16 protein-coding genes and 1 pseudogene are annotated in these 22,980 nt (G+C 64.3%); 8 read left to right on the top strand and 9 right to left on the bottom strand.

All coding sequences use genetic code 11. From position 1 onward, the window contains the following. Window positions 1-45: 45 nt before the first annotated feature. Together AC0QUY_RS10235 and AC0QUY_RS10230 are read right to left on the bottom strand one after the other, a co-directional pair. Window positions 46-699, bottom strand: coding sequence for a response regulator (locus AC0QUY_RS10235; protein ID WP_161853702.1), 654 nt, complete (start codon window positions 697-699; stop codon window positions 46-48). Further along, window positions 699-2,068 (bottom strand): annotated as a pseudogene (locus AC0QUY_RS10230) (sensor histidine kinase). The gene AC0QUY_RS10235 and the pseudogene AC0QUY_RS10230 overlap by 1 nt, the downstream one beginning before the upstream one ends. Before the next feature lie 216 nt (window positions 2,069-2,284). Between AC0QUY_RS10230 and AC0QUY_RS10225 the strand changes: the two are divergent. From AC0QUY_RS10225 to AC0QUY_RS10200, 6 genes are all read left to right on the top strand, one after another. Continuing rightward, the gene (locus AC0QUY_RS10225; RefSeq protein WP_475386750.1) at window positions 2,285-3,034 is read left to right on the top strand and encodes a MotA/TolQ/ExbB proton channel family protein; all 750 of its coding nucleotides are present in this window, start codon (window positions 2,285-2,287) and stop codon (window positions 3,032-3,034) included. Beyond that, a complete protein-coding gene (locus AC0QUY_RS10220) occupies window positions 3,031-3,702 on the top strand; it encodes a hypothetical protein (protein ID WP_475386749.1) in 672 nt (223 codons plus the stop codon). The genes AC0QUY_RS10225 and AC0QUY_RS10220 overlap by 4 nt, the downstream gene beginning before the upstream one ends. Further along, complete coding sequence (locus AC0QUY_RS10215) at window positions 3,695-4,303, top strand: hypothetical protein (RefSeq protein ID WP_475386748.1); 609 nt, start codon at window positions 3,695-3,697, stop codon at window positions 4,301-4,303. Before AC0QUY_RS10220 ends, AC0QUY_RS10215 begins: the two co-directional genes overlap by 8 nt. 340 nt (window positions 4,304-4,643) lie before the next feature. Beyond that, on the top strand, window positions 4,644-5,240 hold the full coding sequence (locus AC0QUY_RS10210) for a TetR/AcrR family transcriptional regulator (RefSeq protein WP_161853707.1): 597 nt from the start codon (window positions 4,644-4,646) through the stop codon (window positions 5,238-5,240). A 147-nt stretch (window positions 5,241-5,387) separates the two neighbouring features. Continuing rightward, window positions 5,388-6,128: a metallophosphoesterase family protein gene (locus AC0QUY_RS10205; RefSeq protein WP_475386747.1), complete on the top strand. Its 741-nt coding sequence runs from the start codon at window positions 5,388-5,390 to the stop codon at window positions 6,126-6,128. A 3-nt stretch (window positions 6,129-6,131) separates the two neighbouring features. After that, window positions 6,132-7,553 carry a protein kinase domain-containing protein gene (locus AC0QUY_RS10200; RefSeq protein WP_475386746.1) on the top strand — a complete coding sequence of 474 codons (1,422 nt, stop codon included), beginning with the start codon at window positions 6,132-6,134 and terminating at the stop codon, window positions 7,551-7,553. 20 nt (window positions 7,554-7,573) lie between these two features. Here the strand turns inward: AC0QUY_RS10200 and AC0QUY_RS10195 are convergent, their stop codons facing one another. The 3 genes from AC0QUY_RS10195 to rpe all read right to left on the bottom strand — a co-directional run bounded on the left by AC0QUY_RS10195 (window position 7,574) and on the right by rpe (window position 9,393). Then, complete coding sequence (locus tag AC0QUY_RS10195) at window positions 7,574-7,942, bottom strand: DNA-directed RNA polymerase subunit N (RefSeq protein WP_161856605.1); 369 nt, start codon at window positions 7,940-7,942, stop codon at window positions 7,574-7,576. Between the two features lie 134 nt (window positions 7,943-8,076). Then, window positions 8,077-8,571, bottom strand: coding sequence for a hypothetical protein (locus AC0QUY_RS10190; protein ID WP_475386745.1), 495 nt, complete (start codon window positions 8,569-8,571; stop codon window positions 8,077-8,079). A gap of 120 nt (window positions 8,572-8,691) precedes the next feature. After that, a complete protein-coding gene (rpe, locus tag AC0QUY_RS10185; protein WP_475386744.1) occupies window positions 8,692-9,393 on the bottom strand; it encodes a ribulose-phosphate 3-epimerase in 702 nt (233 codons plus the stop codon). Window positions 9,394-9,648: 255 nt separating this feature from the next. On the opposite strand from rpe, the gene AC0QUY_RS10180 reads away from it, so the two are divergent. Next, a complete protein-coding gene (locus tag AC0QUY_RS10180) occupies window positions 9,649-10,329 on the top strand; it encodes an EF-hand domain-containing protein (RefSeq protein ID WP_475386743.1) in 681 nt (226 codons plus the stop codon). A gap of 161 nt (window positions 10,330-10,490) precedes the next feature. On the opposite strand, the gene AC0QUY_RS10175 is transcribed toward AC0QUY_RS10180, so the two are convergent. Together AC0QUY_RS10175 and AC0QUY_RS10170 are read right to left on the bottom strand one after the other, a co-directional pair. After that, window positions 10,491-11,486: a P1 family peptidase gene (locus AC0QUY_RS10175; protein WP_475386741.1), complete on the bottom strand. Its 996-nt coding sequence runs from the start codon at window positions 11,484-11,486 to the stop codon at window positions 10,491-10,493. A gap of 69 nt (window positions 11,487-11,555) precedes the next feature. After that, window positions 11,556-14,270: a PAS domain S-box protein gene (locus AC0QUY_RS10170; protein WP_475386740.1), complete on the bottom strand. Its 2,715-nt coding sequence runs from the start codon at window positions 14,268-14,270 to the stop codon at window positions 11,556-11,558. Window positions 14,271-14,614: 344 nt separating this feature from the next. Here AC0QUY_RS10170 and AC0QUY_RS10165 point away from each other — a divergent pair, with 344 nt between their 5' ends. Then, on the top strand, window positions 14,615-15,013 hold the full coding sequence (locus AC0QUY_RS10165) for a response regulator (RefSeq protein WP_475386739.1): 399 nt from the start codon (window positions 14,615-14,617) through the stop codon (window positions 15,011-15,013). Window positions 15,014-15,060: 47 nt separating this feature from the next. Here AC0QUY_RS10165 and AC0QUY_RS10160 read toward each other — a convergent pair whose 3' ends face one another. Continuing rightward, window positions 15,061-16,557, bottom strand: coding sequence for an HWE histidine kinase domain-containing protein (locus AC0QUY_RS10160; protein ID WP_475386738.1), 1,497 nt, complete (start codon window positions 16,555-16,557; stop codon window positions 15,061-15,063). Between the two features lie 16 nt (window positions 16,558-16,573). Continuing rightward, window positions 16,574-22,864 (bottom strand): HAMP domain-containing protein, encoded by a 6,291-nt coding sequence (locus AC0QUY_RS10155; protein WP_475386737.1) that lies wholly within the window; start codon window positions 22,862-22,864, stop codon window positions 16,574-16,576. Window positions 22,865-22,980: the final 116 nt, after the last annotated feature.

Genomic DNA, 22,980 nt, shown 5'->3' with positions numbered 1-22,980 from the left:
GAAAACTGCCCCGGCCGGGCCAAAAAAAGGCGTGGAGCCCCGCAGCTACAGGGTCGCCAGCCCGCACTCCACGGCGAGGCGGACAAGCTGGGCATCCGTGCGCATGCCGGTCTTGGTCTTGATCAGGTAGTGGTAGTTCTGCACGGTCTTGATGCTGAGGTTGAGGTTTGCCGCGATCTGCTCCGTGGTCGCGCCGGCTGCCAGTTGTCTCAAAATCTCGATTTCCCGCTCGCCGAGCTGATCGAGCATCGATCCCGAAGGGGAGAGGCTGTCCATCGCCAGAACACGGGCGATGTCATCACTGATCGCCTGCTCGCCGCGGATAATCGAGCGGATCGCCCGGATCAGCTCGGCAGGGGCGGAGCCTTTGGTCACATAGCCGTTCGCCCCGGCATTGAAGGCCGCCTTCACCTGCGCTGCCTCGCTATGCATGCTGAAGACGAGAATGCGGGTGCTGGAGCTGCGCGAGCGGATGTTCCTGACAGCTTCGAGGCCGCTGGCGCCCGGCATCAATATGTCCATCACCACGACCGCGGGAGCGTGCGCCTTGAATGCACGGTAGGCGTCGGCCGCATTGTCGGCCTCGGCCACCACATGGAAATCGTCCTGGTGTTCGAGGACGCGCCGATAGCCTTGCCGGACCACGGGATGGTCGTCGACGAGCAGGATCGAAATGCCTTGCGTCTGCGGCGCGGTCATCAGGCTGCAAGCGGGATCGTGGCGGCCACGCTCACCCCGCGATGGGCATCCGCGATCGACAGCGAGCCGCCCGGCGCGGTGATCCTCTCGCGAATGCCCGTCAGCCCGAAGCCGGTGGACGCTGCCACCCTGGCCGCATCGCCGCCGCCATCGTCCTCGACATGGACCAGCAGCGCGTTTTCCGTCCCCGTGCGCCGCTCGATCCGGAGCACGATCTCGCGCGCCGAACTGTGGCGCAGGGAGTTGGTCAGGCACTCCTGAGCGACCCGATAGGCAGTCGCGGCGACGGCACCGCGGACGTCGGCGAGATCGCCCTTGAGGTCGAGCTGGATCATCGGCTGCGCTGAAGTCCGTGACCGCCAGCTATCGACGAGGTCGACAAGGCAGGCCTCCAGCCCGAGTTCCTCGGCGGGCGGATGGCGCAGGCGGTTCAGTGCATCCCGCAGGCTGGCCATGATGCGATCGGTGGCTTGCGAGATCATCCGCGCATCCTGCGCGACTTCGCTCCTGTCGTTTTCCCGCGTGCTTGTCGCTTCGATCGTGCTGGCGAAAGCCAGGATCGCGGTCAGGTTCTGCCCGAACTCGTCGTGCAATTCGCGGGCGAGCGCACGACGTTCGTCGCTGCGGATTTCGAGCAGACGCCGGGTCAGCGCGGCGCGTTCCTCCATGGACTGCGCAGGCGGTCGCCGAGATCGCCGACGGCCTGTCCGATCATGGCAAGTTCCATCGACTGGAAGCGGGGCAGTGACGGCCGGTATTGGCCGCGGGCCATGCGCTGCAGGGCGGTGACGATCTGTTGTGCGGGCGCCAGCGTATGCGCGATCGCCAGCGATGCGAGAAGCGCGATTGCCACCGCCATCAGCAAAGCGAGGTTGATATTGTCGAGGACGTGTTGCCAGGCCAGCGCGATGGCGGCATTCGGATCGGGCGTGGCCGAGACACTGCCTGCATTGGCGGCGCGCGTGCTGATCGGCCGGACGACCGGACCGTGACTGCCGAGCAGGGTGTGCACGGCGGCTGCGAACCAGCGCGGCGGAGTTTGGCCGATCCCCTTGCTCTGGCCGCAGAGCGGCCCCTCGAATGCGCCGGCGGGCTCGATCTGAACGCAGATGCCCGGCGAAATCAGGCTCATCGTTTGAATGGTGCGCCATTCCGGCACCGGCACCAGCTGCTCGCGCATTCTGCTGCTGCGCAACATCAATTCGCGCCAATACAGCGCTTCCAGCGCGACCGAGACGCGTTCGGCCGAGGCGGCCGTGGCGCGATCGACGCTGCGATAGGCGTCGATCGTCGCCCAGATGGTGGCTGCTCCAAGGCACAGGGTGACGACGATAAGCAGGCGGGCGACGAGTTGAAGCACGAGGCGCATGCGATCACTCCGCGGCGTGTCGGTAAGCCTAACAGCACCCCCGATTGGTGCCAATTGCAAGCCGGGCGGCGCGGTGCAACTCGGGAAATTTTCCCAACCAATCCTGGGCGTATGTCTTTGGACGAAACCGGGACGGCTGATCTAACAAAGGCCAGAGGCCCGTTCGCTGCCCCGCGTCGGGTGGAAGCCTGCGGCCTGCCCAAGGAGCTGCGCAGCATGAGTACCACGGCAAGCGCCGACATCTTATCGTCCGCGGAGACGTCGGAACGCAGCGTCCTGCTGTTGTGGATGATCTTCACCGGATTGTCGGTCTTCGCCGTCGTCGTGCTCTGGCGCTACGGGTTGCTCCATCTCATGGTCGTCTCCGACCGCACCTATATTTCGAGCGTCATCGGCGTCCTCTACATCCTCACCTGCTTCCATTGCTTCTGGCGCAGCCGCGCGATCGCGCGCGAGGGCGAGATCACGCGACGCTGCCGCGCCATCCTGTCGGCGCCCGGGGAGCTAAGGGGACTTGATGACGTGCGTGCACTTCCGGGCGGCCTGGTGCCGGATCACATCCGCAACCTGGTGATGAAGGCGCAGGCGCAGCCTGCCGGGCGGATCGACCAGACCCTGCTGCTGCGCTCGCTCGCCGATCGCCTGCGCGGCTCCAACGGGTTTGGCGCCTTCGTGTCCGACACGCTGATGAAGCTCGGACTGCTCGGCACCATCATCGGCTTCATCATCATGCTGGCGCCGATCGCAACCCTCGACGCGGCGGACAAAGCCGCGATGAAATCATCCATGGGCCTGATGAGCGACGGCATGGCGGTGGCCATGTACACGACGCTGGCCGGCCTGATCGGCTCCATACTCGTGAAGATTCAATACTACATGCTGGACGCCGCAACCCAGCGGGTGTTTTCCGACGCCGTCATGCTGACCGAGACGCACGTTACGCCCGCGCTGGAACGAAAGTCATGATCGATGAGTTCGGTCTCTATCCGCGCGAGGAGCCGTTCGATCCGCTCGGCGTGATGCTGTTCAAGGCGCTTCAGGTGATCGCGTTCCTGTTCTTCCTGGCGCTGCTGGCGGTCTCGCCGGATTCGAAGGACGGCAAGATCGATTCCAAGGCCGAGTTCATCATCACCATGGACTGGCCCGACAATCATCCTGACGACCTCGACCTGTTCGTGCAGGACCCCGCCGGCAACGTCGCCTGGTACCGTCGCCGCGAGGCCGGCTTTCTCACGCTCGACCGCGACGATCGCGGCGGCGCCAACGATTTCATCGTCGTCAACGGCAAGAAGATTCACTCGCCGATCCGGGAGGAGATCGTCACCGTGCGCGGCGTCGTCCCCGGCGAGTATACGGTCAACATCTCGCACTTCCAGGCTACGACGGCGCAGCCCGTCGCTGTGAAGGTGAAGGTCCAGAAACTCAATCCGACCGCGCAGGTGATCTTCGACGACCGCCTGACGGTGGACCACACCGGCGACGAAAAGACCGCGCTGCGCTTCTGGCTCGATGCCGAGGGCAAGGTGGTCGACGTCCAGCAGCGGCACAAGTCGCTGATGGAGACGTTCCGCAATGTTCGCGCCAACGGTGCCGACCTCGATCCGAAAACCGGTGTCAGGATGCGCCGTGAATAACCTGCAATCGGTCGTCCTCACGCTCTCCATCAGCTACGCGCTAATCGGCGCGCTGCTGCTGATCGTCCTGGTCTATGCACGGCTGCCCTGGTCGGCCAAGGCGGTCGCGGTGGTCGTGACCAGTGCGTTCTACATTGTGAGCTTCATCGGCGTTCGCGGACTGTTGGGCTGGGCCAGCGTCGACGCTCTGCCCGCAAGCTTCAAGCTGCTGCAGGCCCGGATCGTGGAGCCGCACTCGCTGGAGGGCGATCCGGGCTCGATCTACCTCTGGGTCGAGGCGCTCGACGACGGCAATCGGCCGAGTGGCATCCCGCGGGCTCATCGGCTTCCCTATAGCGACAAGCTCGCGCAAAAGACCGACAAGGCGGTGGGCGAGATCGCCGCCGGGCGGCCGCAGCGCGGTCGCGCCGCCGATTTTGGCGATGGCGGGGGTAACCTTCTCCAGGCCGCCCGGGAGTACATCATGCCGACAGCGATCATCGATACTTCGGGCGGCGACCCCTCCACGGGCGGGGCATTGGCCGCAGCGCCCCGCGACGGCGACGGAGTGTCGTTTACACCGCTGCTTCCGCCGCGGATGCCGCCCAAGGACCAGCAGTAAGGCTTCCGCTGGGGATGGGGAGCGGGCGCTCGAAGGCCGGTCAATCACGGATTATTGACTGACAGATATTGAAATCTGTCAGCGAGACATGCTATATCCATTGCCGACGCCGGTATTGGGGCGTCATCCGGCTCGTTGGCTCTGAGTCCGGGTACTTGCAAAGGACTACTGCCATGACTGCCCAAATCATTCAAAAAATCCAACACTGGCTTAACCAGAGCGTTGCCCGCCATCTGGCGGCGCAGGCCGAGCGGCTGGAACCGGTGAAACATTAACCTCGTCCGGGGCGCTACAGGGGGACTAGAATGACCACCCATCCCGTCGTTTCGCAGGTGCGCGCATGAACGAAGTCGTGGTTCTGACCCCCGAACGAATCCTGGAGGTCACTGAGGACGTTCTGCGCCGCTATGGGCTCGCCAAGGCAACGGTGGTCGATGTCGCCCGTGCCCTCGACGTCAGCCACGGCAGCGTCTACCGCCATTTCCCCAGCAAGGCCTCGTTGCGCGAGGCGGTGGCCAAGCGCTGGCTCGACCGTCTCAGCGCACCGCTCCTGAAGGTCGCGGAAGCGTCCGGCCCGGCGCCGGCGCGGCTCGACAAGTGGCTGCGCACGATGTTTGCGATCAAGCACGAGCGGCTTGGCGACGATCCCGAAATGTTTGCGACCTACCTGACGCTGGCGCGCGAGGCCTGCAAGGCCGTGAGCTGCCACAAGGACTGCCTGGTCGATCAGATCGCGCTGATCCTGTCCGACGGCGTGAAGCAGGGCGCGTTTGAGGTCGCCGACGTCAAGGCGACGGCGCGCGCCATTTTCGACGCCACCAGCCGCTTCCACCATCCCGCCCATGCCGAGGAATGGAACGAGCCCGGTGCCCCGGCGCGGATCGATGCGCTCCTTGGGCTGCTGCTCAAGGGCTTGGAAGCACCGCGCAAGCGCTGACCCTTTCCCGCATTATTGATCGCCGTTGCGAGCGGAGCCGCGTGACCCTCGCGCCTTCCGTCTGATTGCAACCCGCAAGCCGCCTGTTGTTTGATATCCATCAAGACAGGCGCAGGTGCGTGCGCGATGATGGATGCGGAGGAAAACGTGCGGCTGGCTATCTTTGCCGATATCCATGCCAACCGGCAGGCGTTCAGCGCGTGCCTCAATGCCGCGCGCGCCCGCGGCGCGGAACGGATCGTCTGCCTCGGCGATGTCGTCGGCTATGGCGCCGATCCCGAATGGGCGGTCGATACCGTGATGGGCCTTGTCGACGAGGGCGCGCTTGCCGTCATTGGCAATCACGATCACGCCGTCAGCACCCCGTCCGAGAACATGAATGCCGCAGCCACTGCCGCGATCGAGTGGACGCGCGGCCGGCTGAGCGTCGCGCAACGGCGCTTTCTGGCGAAATTGCCGCTGAGCGTGCGCGAAGACGATCGCCTCTACGTGCACTCCGACGCATCTAACCCGGCGCGCTGGCACTATGTGCGCGATACGCCCGATGCCGCGCGCAGCATCGAGGCCACCGACGCCCATGTCACGTTCTGCGGACACATCCACCGGCCGGCGCTGTATTCGATGTCGTCGGCGGCGAAGATGACGAGCTTCGTCCCGACCACGGACGTGCCGGTGCAGTTGCTCGGCGGCCGGCGCTGGCTCGCCGTTCTCGGCTCCGTCGGGCAGCCGCGCGACGGCGACCCGGCGGCGTCGTTCGCAATGCTCGACACGGCCTCGCGCGAGATCAGCTATTGCCGCGTGCCTTATGACGTGGAAGCGGCCGCGGATCGGATCCGCGCCAACGGCCTGCCGCATTGGCTGGCCGATCGTTTGCTTATGGGAAAGTAAGGGATGGCGAAGCCTGCAATCGCGCCGGGCGCTGAACTTGACGGCTTCATGATCGGCGAGCGCATCCACCAGGGCGGCATGGCGACGCTGTGGACCGTGACCCATCCCGGCATCACCGTGCCGATATTGATGAAAGTGCCGCGGGTTTCCGAGGGCGAGGATCCAGCCGCCATCGTCTCATTCGAGATGGAGCAGATGATCCTGCCGCGGCTGGCCGGGCCGCACGTGCCGGGCTGCTTCGGCAGCGGCGATTTCGACCGCCAGGCCTATGTCGTCATGGAGCGCATCCCCGGCAAGACGCTTCTGAGCCGGATCGATAATCTGCCGATCCCCTATGAAGAGGCGAGGGTGATCGGGGGACAGATCGCGACCGCGCTGGCGGACCTGCACCGGCAGAACGTCATCCACCACGACATCAAGCCAAGCAGCATCATGTTTCGGCCATCAGGCGAATGCGTTCTGATCGATTTCGGCCTGTCGCATCACAACCAGTTGCCGGATCTGCTGCAGGAAGAGTTTCGTCTTCCTTACGGCACCGCGCCCTATATGGCTCCCGAGCGCCTGCTCGGCGTTCGCGACGATCCGCGCAGCGATCTGTTTTCGCTCGGCGTGCTCCTGTATTTCTTCACGACCGGCGAGCGGCCGTTCGGCGAGAGCGAAACGTTGCGCGGCATGCGCCGGCGGCTGTGGCGCGATCCCTATCCACCACGCAAATTGCGGCCGGACTATCCGCCATGGCTACAGGAAATCGTGCTGCGCTGCCTGGAGATCGAGCCGGTGTGGCGCCATCCGACGGCTTCCCAACTGGCGTTCGAGCTGGTCCATCCCGATCAGGTCAAGCTGACGGCACGATCGGAGCGGCTAAAGCGCGATCCGCTCAGCACGGTCTGGCGCCGCCGCTTCAACCAGGGCGTGACTTTGCCGAAACCGAAATCCGATGTCGCGGCGCAACTGGCTTCGGGGCCGATCGTGGTCGTTGCGCTCGACACCGAGGAGGGCTCGCCAACCCTCAACGAATGCCTGCGCCGGACCACTGCCCAGCTATTGGCGACATTGCCATCGGCGCGGCTCGCCTGCCTGAACGTGCTCAAGCTCGGGCGCATCACCATCGACCGGACGCTCGACGAGCAGGGCAACAACAAGCATATCGATCGCATGGTCGCGCTCCGGCATTGGGCGCAGCCGCTGGAGCTCGACGAAAGCCGGCTTACGGTGCACGTGCTGGAGGCAATTGATCCCGCGTCGGCGATCCTGGAATTCACCAGGGTCAATCACGTCGATCACATCGTGATGGGCGCGCGACAGAATTCAATGCTGCGCTCGTTGCTTGGCAGCGTTGCCGGTAAAGTCGCCGCCGAAGCCGCCTGCTCGGTGACGGTGGTGCGTCCGCCGCGGTCGGCTGTGGTCGTGGACGGCGAGGGGTAGCGCCGGATCGCGGCGTGCGTTCATTCGAGTGTCTGGACCGGCGGCGCTTTTGAGCGCGGCGGGTTCGGCACGGGATAGCTGGTGGCGCGGCCGCTTCGCTCGGCTGGACCGGCGGATGCGGGGCCGACGGCTTCCGCCCGCGCGCCGCGCACGCTGTCCCGTGACGACTGCCGCCGATGCCGTGACGAGCGCGAGCCCTCCAGTCCCCACGAGCGCGAGATCGAAGGCCCGGCCGTATAGCCGACAAAGGCGCCGGCCACAGCCCCGACCGGACCCAGCACGACGGCGCCGGCGACCGCGCCCAGCGCGGCGTCACCTGCGCGCTGCGCGAGCGCGGCGGAAGGCGCGAGGACCAGGAGCATTGCGGCTGCGGTGAAGGCCTTGATCATATTCTTGTCCCATCCGTGAAAGGCGAGATGCTGATCTTCCTTTATGGCGAGATGCGTGATGCTTTGTGGCCGCAGCATGGACTTTAGGGTTCCATGGCGTGCGGCACGCCGTTGTGGCTTTCCTGCCGCCCCGCTTACGGGGGCCGACGCCGTGCGCGCTCCAGAATGTCGCCGACACCTGAAGGATTTCGAACGCAGCGGAACCCGTAGCGGCCGCTGTAATCGGTATCCGGAGAGCGGGTCGATCTTCCCGACGCGAAGTTCAGATGGCCGGCGCCGCGGCCGATGTCGGCTAGCTCGAATGTCTTATCCATGTCTTCAAAGCGCGTTGCCGACACCGTCTGTTTGCCCCAGGCCGTGCGCACGATCAGCGCCCGGCGATTGGTGACCGCGAACAGCGTCTGCAGGTCGTGCAGCCACATCACGAAGGGGGCGGCGATCATCATGATGCCGACCATCAACAGCGGCACCGTCGATTGACCGACCCAACCCCTGGAGATCGCGATACCAGTAACAAGCAGCCAGGGAATTCCGATCCACCACAGAAACCGCCACATCATCATGCGGGCGACGCCGTCGGGCTGGCCCCGCCAGAGCACGCGCTCGCCGGGTTGAAGTGCTTCGGTCAATAGCCGCTGTAAGGCGCGAGAAAATATCGAGGAAAATATCGTGTTGCGGCGTTCGTCCATGCCCGGTTGGTCGCGACGGGATAAGGAATGGTTCGGCGCGCGAGGGACCGGCAATCCGCCTCAGATCGCTTCGCCGCGCGCCAGCGCCGCCGCGTGGCGGATCGCGGAAATGTTGGCCTTGTAGCTATCCACGGTGCCGCCCTTGAATACCGCCGAGCCCGCGACGAGCGCGTTCGCTCCGGCGGCGGCGAGCTGGCCGGCAACGTCGGGCGCGACGCCGCCATCGACTTCAATGTCGATCGGACGTCCCGCCGTCATCGCCCTGATATCGCTGACCTTGCCGAGCGCGGACTTGATGAAGGCCTGGCCGCCGAAGCCGGGATTGACCGACATGACCAGCACCAGGTCGATCAGGTCGATGACATATTCGATCGCGCTCGCCGGAGTGCCCGGGTTGAGCGAGACGCCGGCCTTCTTGCCGAGCGCGCGGATCGCCTGCAGCGAGCGGTGCAGATGCGGGCCGGCCTCGGCATGGACGGTGATGTGATCGCAGCCGGCCTTTGCGAACGCCTCGAGATAGGGATCGCAGGGCGAGATCATCAGATGCGCATCAAAGATCTTCTTGGTGTGCGGGCGCATCGCCTTGATGACATCAGGGCCATAGGAAATGTTCGGCACGAAATGTCCGTCCATCACGTCGAGATGGATCCAGTCGGCGCCCGCCGCGTCCACAGCGCGGACTTCCTCGGCAAGCTTGGCAAAATCCGCCGCCAGGATCGACGGCGCGATGACGAGGGGACGTGACGCAAATTGCTGAGACATGTGCGCTTTCCCGAAACGCTTGCGAGAGGGCGGAACGGCCCCGCGTATCATGCAGAGCGCCCGGGGGCAATGCGGCCGAAAACGTCTCCTGTGGGCGGAAAAATCTGCCGCAGCTTGGCAGTTATTGCCGACCGTGTGGGATCGCAGGGATTCGGGAAAGCTCGGTTTTATTGGGTTTTTCCCGGTGGCACGGCGCTTGCTGAGGGAAGGGGAACACGGTCAGCCGCTGTCTGTGCGGCATGTTGGAGTTCCGCCATGTTCTTTGCTCTGGGCGCCGCGTCGTCGGCCATCGATGCCCTCAAGGCGCTAGCGTCGTCGAAATCATCAACGCCATCCACCGGCGTTAGCGAGAACTCCGCAAACTCGTTCGCTTCGATGACCTCGAACGCGTCGGCTTCGATCGGTCCGGGAGCCGGCTCGGGCGGTACCGGCAGTTCGTCGATATCGCCGGAAACCATGAGCGCGCTGCTCGACGCGCAAAGCCGTTCCTCGACGGGATCGACCACGGCATCCAAGAGCCGCCACAACGCGCTGAAGGACCTGTTCGGACAGATCGACGGCGACGGTGACGGCAAGATCACCAAGGCGGAATTCGAGGAGGCGCTCGGCGCCGGCGGCACCAATGTCGCGAATGCCTACAGCGTGTTCGGCAAGCTCGACAAGGACGGCGACGGCTCGGTCAGTTTGAAGGAACTGGCCTCGGCGCTGCGGCCCAACAAGGGACACCGCAAATCTGACGACGCCAGCGGTAGCGGCGGATCGGGCTCCGATCCGTTCTCGCAGGCCTTGCAGGGCGCCACCACCACGACCGTCACCAACAGCGACGGTTCGGTGACGACGTCACTGACCTATGCTGATGGTTCGAAGGTGACGATGACGTCGGCCGCGTCCAGCAGTTCATCCAGCGCCGCGACGTCGTCCTACAATTTCATCTAACAGATGATCCAGCGCCAGGCCCAGGCAATTTCGTCGGGCGCCACCGCATCGCTCTCAATGAGCGCCTAAACACGAGATCCGGCGAGATCCCTTGATTGCGACCTTTTTATCTTGAGTATGATCTCTCCGGAAAAGGGGTACCCACTTTTCCGGATCATGCTCTAGCCGAAGCGATCGCCCCACGCCGGTAGCGCACCCAGAAAGGGTAGCGCGGTCGCAGCATGGACGCTGCGCGCAATCGCGCGCGCGACCGTGTTGGCGGCCACCATGCCGAGTTCGGTGAGGCCGAACAGCGGATCGATCGGTTTCTTGCCGGTCGCTGCGGCAAATACCACGTCGCCATCCGTCGTTGCATGGACGGGATAGATGGCGCGCGCCATGCCAGTGTGTGCGATCATCGCCAGCCGTTTGGCCTGCGGTTTTGTCAGCACGGCGTCTGTGACCACGACCACCAGCGTGGTGTTCTCCGCAGGCGTTACCGCCGGTCCGCCCTTCAGACGCGCCCGCAGCATATCCGGCGTGAACGCGGGCGGCAGTCCGCGCCCGCCAAACTCGTTATCCTTCTCGAACGGCGCCGCCCAGAACCACGGGCCGTCACCGACGGTCACGCTGCCCACCGCATTGACTACCGCAAGCGCACCGACGGTGACGCCGCTTTCGGTCTGTGCGGAAGCGGAGCCAAGGCCGCCCTTTAAATTGGCCGTCGTCGCGCCGAGGCCGGCGCCGACGCTGCCCAGCGCGAAATCGCCGCCCGCCGCGCACGCTGCGGCGTAGCCGAGATCGCGATAGGGCGGGAAGCGTCCCCATGCCTTGTTGCCGCCGTTGAGCAAATCGAAGCAGATCGCGCCCGGCACGATCGGGATCAGCGCGTCGCGCACCCGAAAGCCGCGTCCCTGTTCTGCAAGCCACGCCTGTACGCCGCCCGCGGCATCCAGCCCGAGCGCCGAGCCGCCGGAAAGGGCGATGCCGTCGATCGCCTCAAGGGTGCTTTCGGGCCTGAGCAGGGCGTCCTCACGGGTGCCGGGGCCGCCGCCGCGCACATCGATCGACGCGACGGCGGGAGTGTCGAACAGGATGGCGGTGACGCCGGATGCGAGGGCTTCATCCTGGGCGTGGCCGACGCGAACGCCGGAAACATCGGTGATGAGATTTTTCAAAGCGCCGGTCCCTGGAGCTGCACCCGCGTGGGGTGTGCCATCCACGGATATATCAGCCGCAGGGCTTGCTCAACTGGCAAGCGCCAGCCGGATCATCCGGGCGAGCTCGGATTTGCGATATGGCTTTGCCAGCAGCAGCACGCCGGAATCCAGCCGGCCATGATGAACGATGGCGTTCTCGGTATAGCCCGACGTGTACAGCGTCTTGAGGCCCGGCCGCCGCTTCAGCGCCTCGTCGACGAGCTGCCGGCCGTTCATGGTACCGGGCATGATCACGTCGGTGAAGAGCAGGTCGATGGCAGGCACGTCGTCGATGATGCGCAGCGCATCGGACGCATTGGCCGCCTCTAGCGTGGTGTAGCCCAGGTTCTCGATCTGGGTCATTACATAGCGCCGCACCAGCGCGTCGTCCTCGACCACCAGGACCGTTTCGTTGCCGCCTTCGATATTGGCCGCGACCAGCGCTTCCGCCGCGGTCTGCTGCAATCCCGTTGCCCGTGGCAGGTAGATCTTGACGGAGGTGCCGTGCTCTTCCTCGCTGTAGATCTTGACGTGGCCGCCCGACTGCTTGACGAAGCCGAACACCATGCTGAGTCCAAGGCCGGTGCCCCTGCCGACTTCCTTGGTCGTGAAGAAGGGTTCGAATACCCGTTCGAGCAGGGCGGGCGGGATGCCCGAGCCGGTGTCGCTGACGGCGATCATCACGTAATGGCCCGGCGCGACCTCGTCGTGCATGCCCGCGTAGTTTTCGTCGAGGAAGACGTTGCTGGTCTCGAACGCGAGCTTGCCGCCATTGGGCATGGCGTCGCGCGCGTTGATGGCCAGGTTGAGGACGGCCGTGGTGAGCTGGTTCGGATCGGCCAGCGCGGTCCATGCATCCTCGGCCAGCAATGGTGTGATTTCGATGTGTTCGCCGAGCGTGGGTCGCAGCAGCTTCGCCGCTTCCAGCACCAGCGCATTGACGTCGATCTCGAGCGGCTGCAGCGGCTGCTTGCGGGCGAAGGCGAGCAGGTGCTTGGTCAGATTGGCCCCGCGGTCGGCAGCTTCGTCGATCAGCTTGGCAACGGCTGCGAGCTGCGGCTGATCGGCGACGGCTTCCTCGAGAATGCCGATGGTGCCGGTGATCACGGTCAGGATGTTGTTGAAGTCATGCGCGACGCCGCCCGTGAGCTGGCCGACCGCGTCCATCTTCTGCACATGCCGCAATTGGGCTTCCGCCGCCTGCTTTTCGGTCAGGTCGCGGCCGATGAAGAAATGGCGGCGGACTGGTTCCGACCACGTCCCGGTCCAATTCAGCGTGACGGACTTGCCGTCCTTGCTGATGTAGCGAGTCTCGAAATTGCGCTTGCGTTTTCCCCGGCGTCCCGCCCGCATCTCCTTGCGGGTGTGTTCGAGATCGTCGGGGTGGATGAAATTGATCGCGTTGTGTCCGACCATTTCAGACGGTTGATATCCGAGGATGTCGGTGACGCTCGGGCTGACCTGGATCAAATTCCCCATGGAGTCGCTCACCAGGATGAGATCGTTCGAAGATTCAAATATGCGCCGCCGTTCTTCCATCTCCTGGCTAAGCGCCTGCTCGGTTCGCCTGCTTTCCGTAATGTCGCGCGCAATCTTGGAAGCGCCGATGATCTGGCCGGAAGCCGACCTGATCGGAGCGATGCTGAGCGAAACCTCGACGGTGCGTCCGTCCTTGCAGACGCGCGAGGTTTCATAGTGCTCGATCCGCTCGCCGCTGCCGACTCGCTCCAGGATATCTCCGATCTCCACGCGCCTGTCCGGCGGCACAATGAGATCGATGCTCTTGCCGACCGCTTCCGCCGCCGTGAAGCCGAACAGGCGCTCCGCGGCGCCGTTCCAGCCCGAAATCGTTCCATCTAGCAGCTTGGTGATGATGGCATCGTTGGACGATTCGACGACGGCGCTGAACAGGCGCTCGCGTTCGGCCCGAAGATTCCTTTCCGAGACGATTTCCCGGCGCGATGTTCCAAGCAGGCGCGCCAGCTTGCCTTGCAGGCCGACATTATCGATCAGCAATACGGTGAGCACGAAGCTTGCGGCGCACAGGCCGTAGATGCGGCCGAGATAGAAGCCGACATCGAAGCGCGCCACGTTCAGGATCGCCGACAGGGCGATATCGAACAACCAGGCGCTCATCACGACCATCAGCCAGATGTCGAGAACGAAATGCGGCCTGCGCAGCCACAGCACCGCCAATGCCGCGAGGCTCAGGCACCATACGGTGGAGACCACCCCAAGCATGACCGGCGTGTAATGACCGCCGCTCAGAAGGATCGGCAGACGGTCGTGCTGGGCGGTGACGATCCAGGTGAACGCGGCCATCACGGCGCCGACCGCAACGATGCTCGCAATGACGGCCGTGCCGGCCGAGCCTTGCATCTTGTCGTTGTCCGTCGCCTTCAGCAGCGCATAACCGAGCACCAGTAGCGGGAATACGCCGTGCCATACCATGTAGAGCCAAACGGTGGTCTGTGTTCCCGCACCGAGCAGCCCGCTTGGTGCGAACAGGCCGGGAAAGGTGAGGGCGTGGACGATGGCCGCCATGGCCGTGAAAAAATATCCGCTCGCGAGCAGCAGCAGCGCACGCGAACGGGTAATCGCGAACTGTGAGAACAAGAGGACGGCGGTGATCAGGTCGTTGATGGCCAGTGCGGACTGATAGCTCGCAACGAAGGCCGGGACGGGGGAAAGCGGCACACCGGCAAACGGCACGGCGACGGCGAACAGCACTGCCGAGACGCCGACCACGGCGAGCGCGGACATGCGATCGCCACGGGTCGCCGGTAAGGTGGAAAGAAAGATGTTGCGCTCGTCACCCAAATGTCAGCTCCGGAAAAAGTGGCAGCGAACGCACCATCACAAAGGTTTCAAATACGCATAAACAATCCATCCGATGCGGCCGAACATCGAGCCGATACCATCCGCGGGAATCGCCCGTTCGAGATTACGCTAGCGGCGCCTCTGCAGGAATCCCTATCTGAGGAGACAGCAGGGAGCCCGATGAGGGTAACCACCTCTTTACCGACCGGCTGAATAATGCCTGCGGAACCGCCGCGTCCCGCGAATTTCATCGTAAGCTGTTCGCACGACCGATCCGGGAGGCTTCGATGCCCCGCGTGCTTGTTGTTGACGATCAGGCCGCCGTTCGTACGATGATTTCCATCGTGCTGCGCATCCATCAGTTCGAAATCGTGGAGGCAGACAGCGTCGCATCCGCGCTGAAGCTGTTCGACGAAACAGGCTTCGACCTTGCGATCGTCGATATCTTTCTGCAGGGCGCCAACGGCTCGGACTTGATTGCAGCGCTGCGCGCCCACGTGCCGGGCCAGCCCGTGATTGCGATTTCGGGAATGACCGCGCTGGACTTTCTGTCCGGAACGCCGGAATTTTCCGATGTCGTCTGTCTGCAGAAGCCGTTTCGTCCGCCGGATTTGATGCGCGCGATCGAAGCGTCGATGGGATCGGTTGGCCAACGGGGCGGTGCCGTTGCAGGGGCCGCGCTCTAGCCGACCGGCGTATGACAACAGCTTCTGCATGGCTGCTGGCCCGCCGCCTACCGCTCGGCGCGCCGCAGACCGTTGCCGTCGGTGACAGCCTCGGCGAGCGAAACCGGACGGGTGGCAAACTGCCGTTGCGACAAGGGCACCGAGAGGTGGCACAGCAGGCCTTCGTGGCGCCAATCGAATTCGGCCTGGCCGCCGAGCTGCGACTCGATGCTGGCGATCACGCTTCTGGTTCCGAACCCTCGTGACACCGGCTTTTCGACCGGCGGTCCGCCGGTCTCCGACCATTTGATCCTGAGAACGCCTGCCTGGTCCACCTCCCAGATCACCGACAGCCGGCCCGACAACGCGGACAGGGCGCCATACTTGGCGGAATTGGTGACGAGTTCGTGTAGCGCCAGCGCGACGGTCTGCGCCGTTGCCGGCTCGAGTTGCACTTCGGGACCGGACAAGTCGATCTGCTCACCGGTGGAATAGGGCGCCAGCTCCTCGGCGATCAGCTTCCTTATTTCGGCGCCTTGCCAGCTCGACAATGAGAGCACGGTGTGCACCCGCGCGAGCGCATTGATCCGCCCCTCCACCGAACGGACGTAGGTCTTCACATTGTCGCCGCGCGTCAGCCGGACGATGGATTGCGCCAGCGCCAATGCGTTCTTGGCGCGGTGATCGACTTCCCGCGCCAACAGGTTCTGCCGCTCCTCGGCCTGCTTGCGCTCCGTGATATCGACGGTGACGCCGCTGACGCGGATGACGCGGCCGCCCTTGTCGGTGCTCGCCGCGGCCGTGCCTGCGCACCAGCGCATCTCGCCATTCGGCCGGATGATGCGGAATTCCGCTTCGTATGATTTCGCGCCGCGGGCGAAGCTCGCCCACGCATCGTGCAATTCCTGAACGTCGTCGGGATGAAACAGCGCCTGGATATTGGCGGGCGTCAGTTCGAACTTGTCGGGATCGACGCCGAGGATCTGGTACTGGCCTTCGTCCCACATGAAGTCGCCGTTGACCCAATCCCAATCCCATGAGCCCATCTTGCCGGCGGCGATCGCGAGACTGCGACGCTGCTCGCTTTCCAGAAGGCGAGCGTGCGATTCCTCCAGTTCGGCGGTCCGGGCGCGCACGCGATCTTCGAGCTCGACGTTGAGGCGCTCGAGCTGGCGCGTCTTGCGATAGAGCTCCGCGAACACCTTGATCTTGGCGCGTAACACCTCCGGCACCACCGGCACCGGAACATAATCGACCGCGCCCATCTCATAGCCGCGCAGCCGGTCGATATCGCTGACCTGGATCGCAGAGATGAAGATCATTGCCGTCTTCTGGAAGCGGGGATGTTCGCGGATCATGGCGGCGAGCTCGAACCCGTCGAGCTCCGGCATGCAGACGTCGACCAGGATGATGGCGACGTCGTTCTTGAGCAGGAACTCCAGCGCTTCGCGCCCGGACGAAGCCTTGACCAGGTTCTCGCCCAGTTCCTTCAGGATGACTTCATAGGCGAGCAGCTTCGCCGGCTGATCGTCAACCAGAAGAATGTTTACCTTTTCCTGATCCATCATCTGCTTACGCTGGTCAGCGGTGTAGCCACATTCGGATGGCGAGCAGCAACTGCTCGGTATTGACGGGTTTGGCGAGATAGTCCGAAGCGCCGGCTTCGAGGCATTTCTCGCGGTCGCCTTTCATTGCCTTGGCGGTCAACGCGATGATCGGCAGGCGGCCGAAGGACGGGTTTTGCCTGATGACGCCAATGGTCTGATATCCGTCCATTTGCGGCATCATGATATCCATCAACACGATGGCGATGTTGGGGTTCGATTCGACCAGCGCAATCGCCTCATGGCCGGTGGTTGCGGTTAATACCTTCATACCGCGACGTTCCAGCACGCTGGAAAGGGCAAAGATGTTGCGGGCGTCGTCGTCGACCAGCAGCGCGGTCTTGCCAACCAGATCCTCATCGGAACTGTTGAGCTTCTCCAGCATCCTCTGCTTCTCGACCGGCAATTCCGTGATCACACGGTGCAAAAACAGCGACGTTTCGTCGAGCAACCGTTCCGGCGACTCGACGCCTTTCACCACGATGCTTCGTGCCATGGTGTGAAGTTCCGCATCTTCCTCGGCCGAAAGTTCCCGTCCGGTGAACACCACGACCGGCACGTTCGAGAGCGTTTCGTCGTTGCGGAGACGGTCGAGCACCTCGAAGCCGCTCATGTCGGGCAGTCGCAGATCCAGAACGACGCAGTCGCACGGCTGGTTCCGCAACGTCGACAACGCTTCGGCGCCGGTATCGGCGGTCAGGATCTCGATGTCGTCGTGCCCGAGCAGTTCGGTGATGCTCATCTGCTCGGCCGCGTTGTCCTCCACGATTAGAAGGCGCTTGCGGCGGGGTTTGGCGTACTCCTTGATCTGCGACAGCGCCGCGCTGACGCCTTCCGTCGTCGTCGGCTTGTTGACGAAGGAGAACGCGCCGCGCGCCAGCGCATGCTGGCGGTCTTCGTCGAGCGTGATGATCTGCACCGGAATGTGCCGCGTCAGTGGATTGTGCTTGAGCTGGCTCAGCACGGTCCAGCCCAGCATATCCGGCAGGAAGACGTCGAGCGAAACCGCGGCCGGCTGGAACTGCTTGGCGAGTTCGAGCGCCTCAGCGCCGCGGCTGGCGACCAGCACCTTGAAGTTCTTGTCGCGGGCGAGGTCAATCAGCACCCGCGCATAATGCGGATCGTCCTCGACGATCAGGAGAATGGTGTCTCCCGGCTCGAGGTTGAGGCGGTCGTCGGGTAATTGCTCGATGGCCCGCTCCTGCGTCGAAGCGACCTGCAGCGCCGGCGCCGGCGTGAATGGCGAGGGGGCAGGGGTGCGCGGCGCGATCGTGGGGCCGGAATATTTCAGCGGCAGATACAGCACGAAGGTGCTGCCCTTGCCGGGCGCGCTGCGCAGATGGATTTCGCCGCCGAGCAGGCTTGCGAGCTCACGGCTGATCGCAAGGCCGAGGCCGGTGCCGCCGTATTTGCGGCTGGTGCCGGCGTCCGCCTGCTGGAACGCCTCGAAGATCAGTTTCTGCTTCTCCAGGGGAATGCCGATGCCGGTGTCGGTCACCTCGAAGGCGACGACGGCGGGCGCGTGATTGAGGATCGGATGCTCGGCGCTCCAGCCGCCGACTGCGGCCGATACCTTCAGCTCCACGCCGCCCTCGGCGGTAAACTTGAACGCGTTCGACAGCAGATTTTTCAGAACCTGCTGCAGGCGCTTGGAGTCGGTCACCATGCTGCGGCCCAAATTCTCGTCGACCGAGATCTTGAACGACAGGCGGCGATTCTCAGCCTCGTGCTTGAACGGCCGTCCGACGGTCTCGAGCAGATTCGAGGTCAGGATCTCCTCGGCATCGACCGTCACCGTGCCGGATTCGATCTTCGACAGGTCGAGGATGTCGCTGATCAGGTTGAGAAGGTCGGTGCCGGCGCCGTGGATGGTGCGGGCGAACTCGACCTGCTTCGCCGACAGATTGCCGTCGGGATTTTCGGTGAGCTGCTGGCCGAGGATCAGGATGCTGTTGAGCGGCGTGCGCAGCTCGTGGGACATGTTGGCGAGGAATTCGGACTTGTATTTCGACGTCAGCGCAAGTTCCGTCGCCTTTTCCTCGAGCGCGCGCCGCGCCTGTTCGATTTCCTGATTCTTTCTCTCCACCTCGACGTTGCGTTCGGCGAGCTGCTGCGCCTTCTGCTCGAGCTGTTCGTTGGTCTGCTGCAATTCCTTCTGCTGCGTCTGCAATTCGCCGGCGAGCTGCTGGGATTGCTTCAACAGGCCCTCGGTCTGCATCGTGGCCTCGATGGAGTTGAGCACGATGCCGATGCTGTCGGTCAGTTGCTCCAGGAAAGTCATCTGCGACGTCGTGAACGAGGAGATCGAGGAAAGCTCGATCACGGCCTTCACCTGGTTCTCGAACAATACCGGAAGCACGACGATGTTCCGGGGGATCACGCGCAGCAGCGCCGAATTGACCGGCGCCGTGTCGGCGGGAATATCCGCTATCAGCCGCTGGCGCTTGTCCATGGCGCACTGGCCGATCAGGCCTTCGCCGAACTGCACGATCAGCGGATGCGGAATGGCGCCGTCGCCGGCGTAGGACGAGAGCAGGTGCAATTGCGGGTAATCGGCGGTCTCGACCTGATAGATCACGCCCATATGCGCGTTGACCAGCGGCGCCAGTTCGGTCAGCAGCAGCCGTCCCACGGTGGAGAGCTCGCGCTGCCCCTGCAGCATGTTGGTGAAGCGGGCGAGGTTGGTCTTGAGCCAGTCCTGCTCGGTGTTGACCTGCGTCGTGAGGCGCAGGTTGCCGATCATCGTGTTGATGTTGTCCTTGAGTTCGGCGACTTCGCCGCGGGCATCGACCTGGATCGAGCGGGTGAGGTCGCCCTTGGTCACGGCGGTCGCCACTTCCGCGATCGAGCGCACCTGCGAGGTCAGGTTGGCGGCGAGCAGGTTGACGTTGCCGGTGAGGTCCTTCCAGGTGCCGGCCGCGCCGGGCACGTTGGCCTGGCCGCCGAGGCGCCCCTCGACGCCGACTTCGCGCGCCACGCTGGTCACCTGATCGGCGAAGATCGCCAGCGTCTCGGTCATGTTGTTGATGGTGTCGGCAAGCGCTGCGACTTCGCCCTTCGATTTCACGGTCAGATTCTGCTTCAGATCGCCGTTGGCGACCGCGGTCACGACCTTGACGATGCCGCGCACCTGTTCGGTCAGATTGGCCGCCATGAAGTTAACGGTGTCGGTGAGGTCCTTCCAGGTGCCGGCGACGCCGGGGACCTGCGCCTGACCGCCGAGCTTGCCCTCGGTGCCGACTTCGCGCGCCACGCGCGTCACTTCGCCGGCGAAGGCGTTGAGCTGGTCGACCATCGTGTTGATGGTGTTCTTCAGTTCGAGAATTTCTCCCTTCACGTCCACCGTGATCTTGCGCGACAGGTCGCCGCGCGCCACCGCGGTCGTGACTTCGGCGATGTTGCGGACCTGTGTGGTCAGGTTGGCCGCCAGCAGGTTGACGTTGTCGGTGAGGTCCTTCCAGGTGCCGCCGACGCCGGGCACCACGGCCTGGCCGCCGAGCCGTCCCTCGGTGCCGACCTCGCGCGCGACGCGCGTCACTTCGGCGGCGAACGAACGTAGCTGCTCGACCATCGTGTTGAGGGTGTCCTTGAGCAGCAGGATTTCGCCGCGCACGTCGACCGTGATCTTCTTGGACAGGTCGCCGCCGGCGATGGCGGTTGCGACCTCGGCGATGTTGCGGACCTGCGCGGTCAGGTTCGAGGCCATGAAGTTGACGTTGTCGGTGAGGTCCTTCCAGGTGCCGGCAACTTCAGGCACCTGGGCCTGGCCGCCGAGCTTGCCTTCGGTGCCGACCTCGCGGGCCACGCGCGTCACTTCCGAGGCGAAGGCGTTGAGCTGGTCGACCATCGTGTTGACGGTGTTCTTCAGCTCGAGAATTTCGCCCTTGACGTCGACGGTGATCTTCTTCGACAGGTCGCCCTTTGCCACCGCGGTCGTTACTTCGGCGATGTTGCGGACCTGGCCGGTCAGATTGCCGGCCATCGAGTTGACGTTGTCGGTAAGGTCTTTCCAGGTGCCGGCGACGCCGGGCACGTTGGCCTGACCGCCCAATCGACCCTCGGTGCCGACCTCGCGCGCCACGCGCGTCACCTCACCGGCGAAGCGGTTGAGCTGGTCGACCATCGTGTTCAGCGTTTCCTTGAGCTGCAGGATCTCGCCGCGCACGTCGACCGTGATTTTTCGCGAGAGGTCGCCGCCCGCGATCGCGGTCGCCACTTCCGCGATGTTACGGACCTGGGCGGTGAGGTTGCCCGCCATCGAGTTCACCGAGTCCGTCAAGTCCTTCCAGGTGCCGGCGACGCCGGGCACTTCGGCCTGGCCGCCGAGCTTGCCGTCGGTGCCGACCTCGCGCGCGACGCGCGTCACTTCGCCGGCAAAGGCGTTGAGCTGGTCGACCATCGTGTTCAGCGTTTCCTTCAGCTGAAGGATTTCCCCTGATACGTTCACCGTGATCTTCTTCGACAGGTCGCCTTTCGCCACGGCGGTCGCGACTTCCGCGATGTTGCGGACTTGGGCGGTGAGGTTGCCGGCCATCGAATTGACGTTGTCGGTGAGGTCTTTCCAGGTGCCGGCGACGCCGCGCACGTTGGCCTGGCCGCCGAGCTTGCCTTCGGTGCCGACTTCGCGAGCGACGCGCGTGACTTCGCCGGCGAAGGCGTTGAGCTGGTCGACCATCGTGTTGATGGTGTCCTTCAGCTCCAGAATTTCGCCGCGCACGTCCACCGTGATCTTCTTCGACAGGTCGCCATTGGCGACCGCGGTCGTCACCTCGGCGATGTTGCGGACCTGCGCCGTCAGGTTGGACGCCATCGAGTTGACGCTCTCGGTGAGATCCTTCCAGGTACCGGCGACGCCGAGCACGTTGGCCTGGCCGCCGAGCCGTCCCTCGGTGCCGACTTCGCGCGCGACGCGCGTGACCTCGCCGGCGAAAGCATTGAGCTGGTCGACCATCGTGTTCAGCGTTTCCTTCAACTGAAGGATTTCGCCCGACACGTTGACGGTGATCTTCTTGGAGAGGTCGCCGCCGGCAATGGCGGTCGCGACGTCGGCGATGTTGCGGACCTGCGCCGTCAGGTTGGAAGCCATGAAGTTGACGTTGTCGGTGAGGTCCTTCCAGGTGCCGGCAACACCAGGCACCTGGGCCTGACCGCCGAGCTTGCCTTCGGTGCCGACCTCGCGGGCGACGCGGGTCACTTCCGACGCGAACGAGTTGAGCTGGTCGACCATCGTGTTGATGGTGTCCTTCAGCTCCAGGATTTCGCCGCGGACGTCGACCGTGATCTTGCGCGAGAGGTCGCCACGGGCCACCGCGGTGGTGACGTTGGCAATGTTGCGGACCTGGGCGGTGAGGTTGCCGCACATGGCGTTGACGGAGTCGGTCAGATCCTTCCAGGTGCCGGCGACGCCGGGCACGATGGCCTGGCCGCCGAGCTTGCCGTCGGTGCCGACTTCGCGGGCGACGCGGGTCACTTCGGAGGCGAAGGAGCGAAGCTGGTCCACCATCGTGTTGATGGCTTCCTTGAGCTGCAGGATTTCGCCGCGGACGTCGACCGTGATCTTTTTCGACAGGTCGCCATTGGCCACCGCGATGGTGACCTCGGCGATGTTGCGGACCTGGCCGGTGAGGTTGTTGGCCATCGAGTTGACGCTCTCGGTCAGGTCCTTCCAGACGCCGGTCACTTCCGGCACCTGGGCCTGGCCGCCGAGCTTGCCCTCGGTGCCGACTTCGCGCGCCACGCGCGTCACTTCCGAGGTGAATACGCCGAGCTGCTTGATCATCGTGTTGACGATGGTGGCCGACTGCAGGAATTCGCCGCCAAGTGGGCGGCCGTCGACATCGAGCTGCACGGTTTGCAACAGATCGCCTTGGGCCACGGCGGCAACCGCGCGCGTGACTTCGCGGGTCGGCCACAGCAGGTCGTCGATCAGGGTGTTGACGGAGCCTTCCATGTCCGCCCACGAGCCGCTCGCGAGGTCGAACTTGACGCGCTGGCGCGTCTTGCCTTCGCGCCCCACCACCTGGCCGACGCGCTCCAGCTGCTGCGCCATGCGCTGGTTGGCAGCGACGATCTCGTTGAAGGTGTCGGCGATCTTGCCCTCGATCCCGAGGTGGTCGCCGGTCATTCGCACCGAGAAATCGCCAGCGCGCATCGCCTGCAAAGCGTGCAAGAGATCCTGTAGCGGATCGGACGCGCCGTTGGCGGCAGGTGGATTGGATTTGGCGACCCGGCGAGCGGAGGGTGATGCTCCAGGGGAAAGGTCGCTCATGGTGTTTCCTCGGCCAGTTCGCTCGAATCCCATGGCTGAGATGCGATTTCACGGATAGAACCGCTGCCCCATCGGCAGATCAAGTCGGAATAACGGTTAAGGTCGTGAAATCAATG

The sequence above is a fragment of the Bradyrhizobium sp. WYCCWR15520 genome (genome assembly GCF_056174665.1).
Note: the sequence above shows the minus strand (reverse complement) of the source record. Positions and strands in the feature narration are given on the sequence as shown.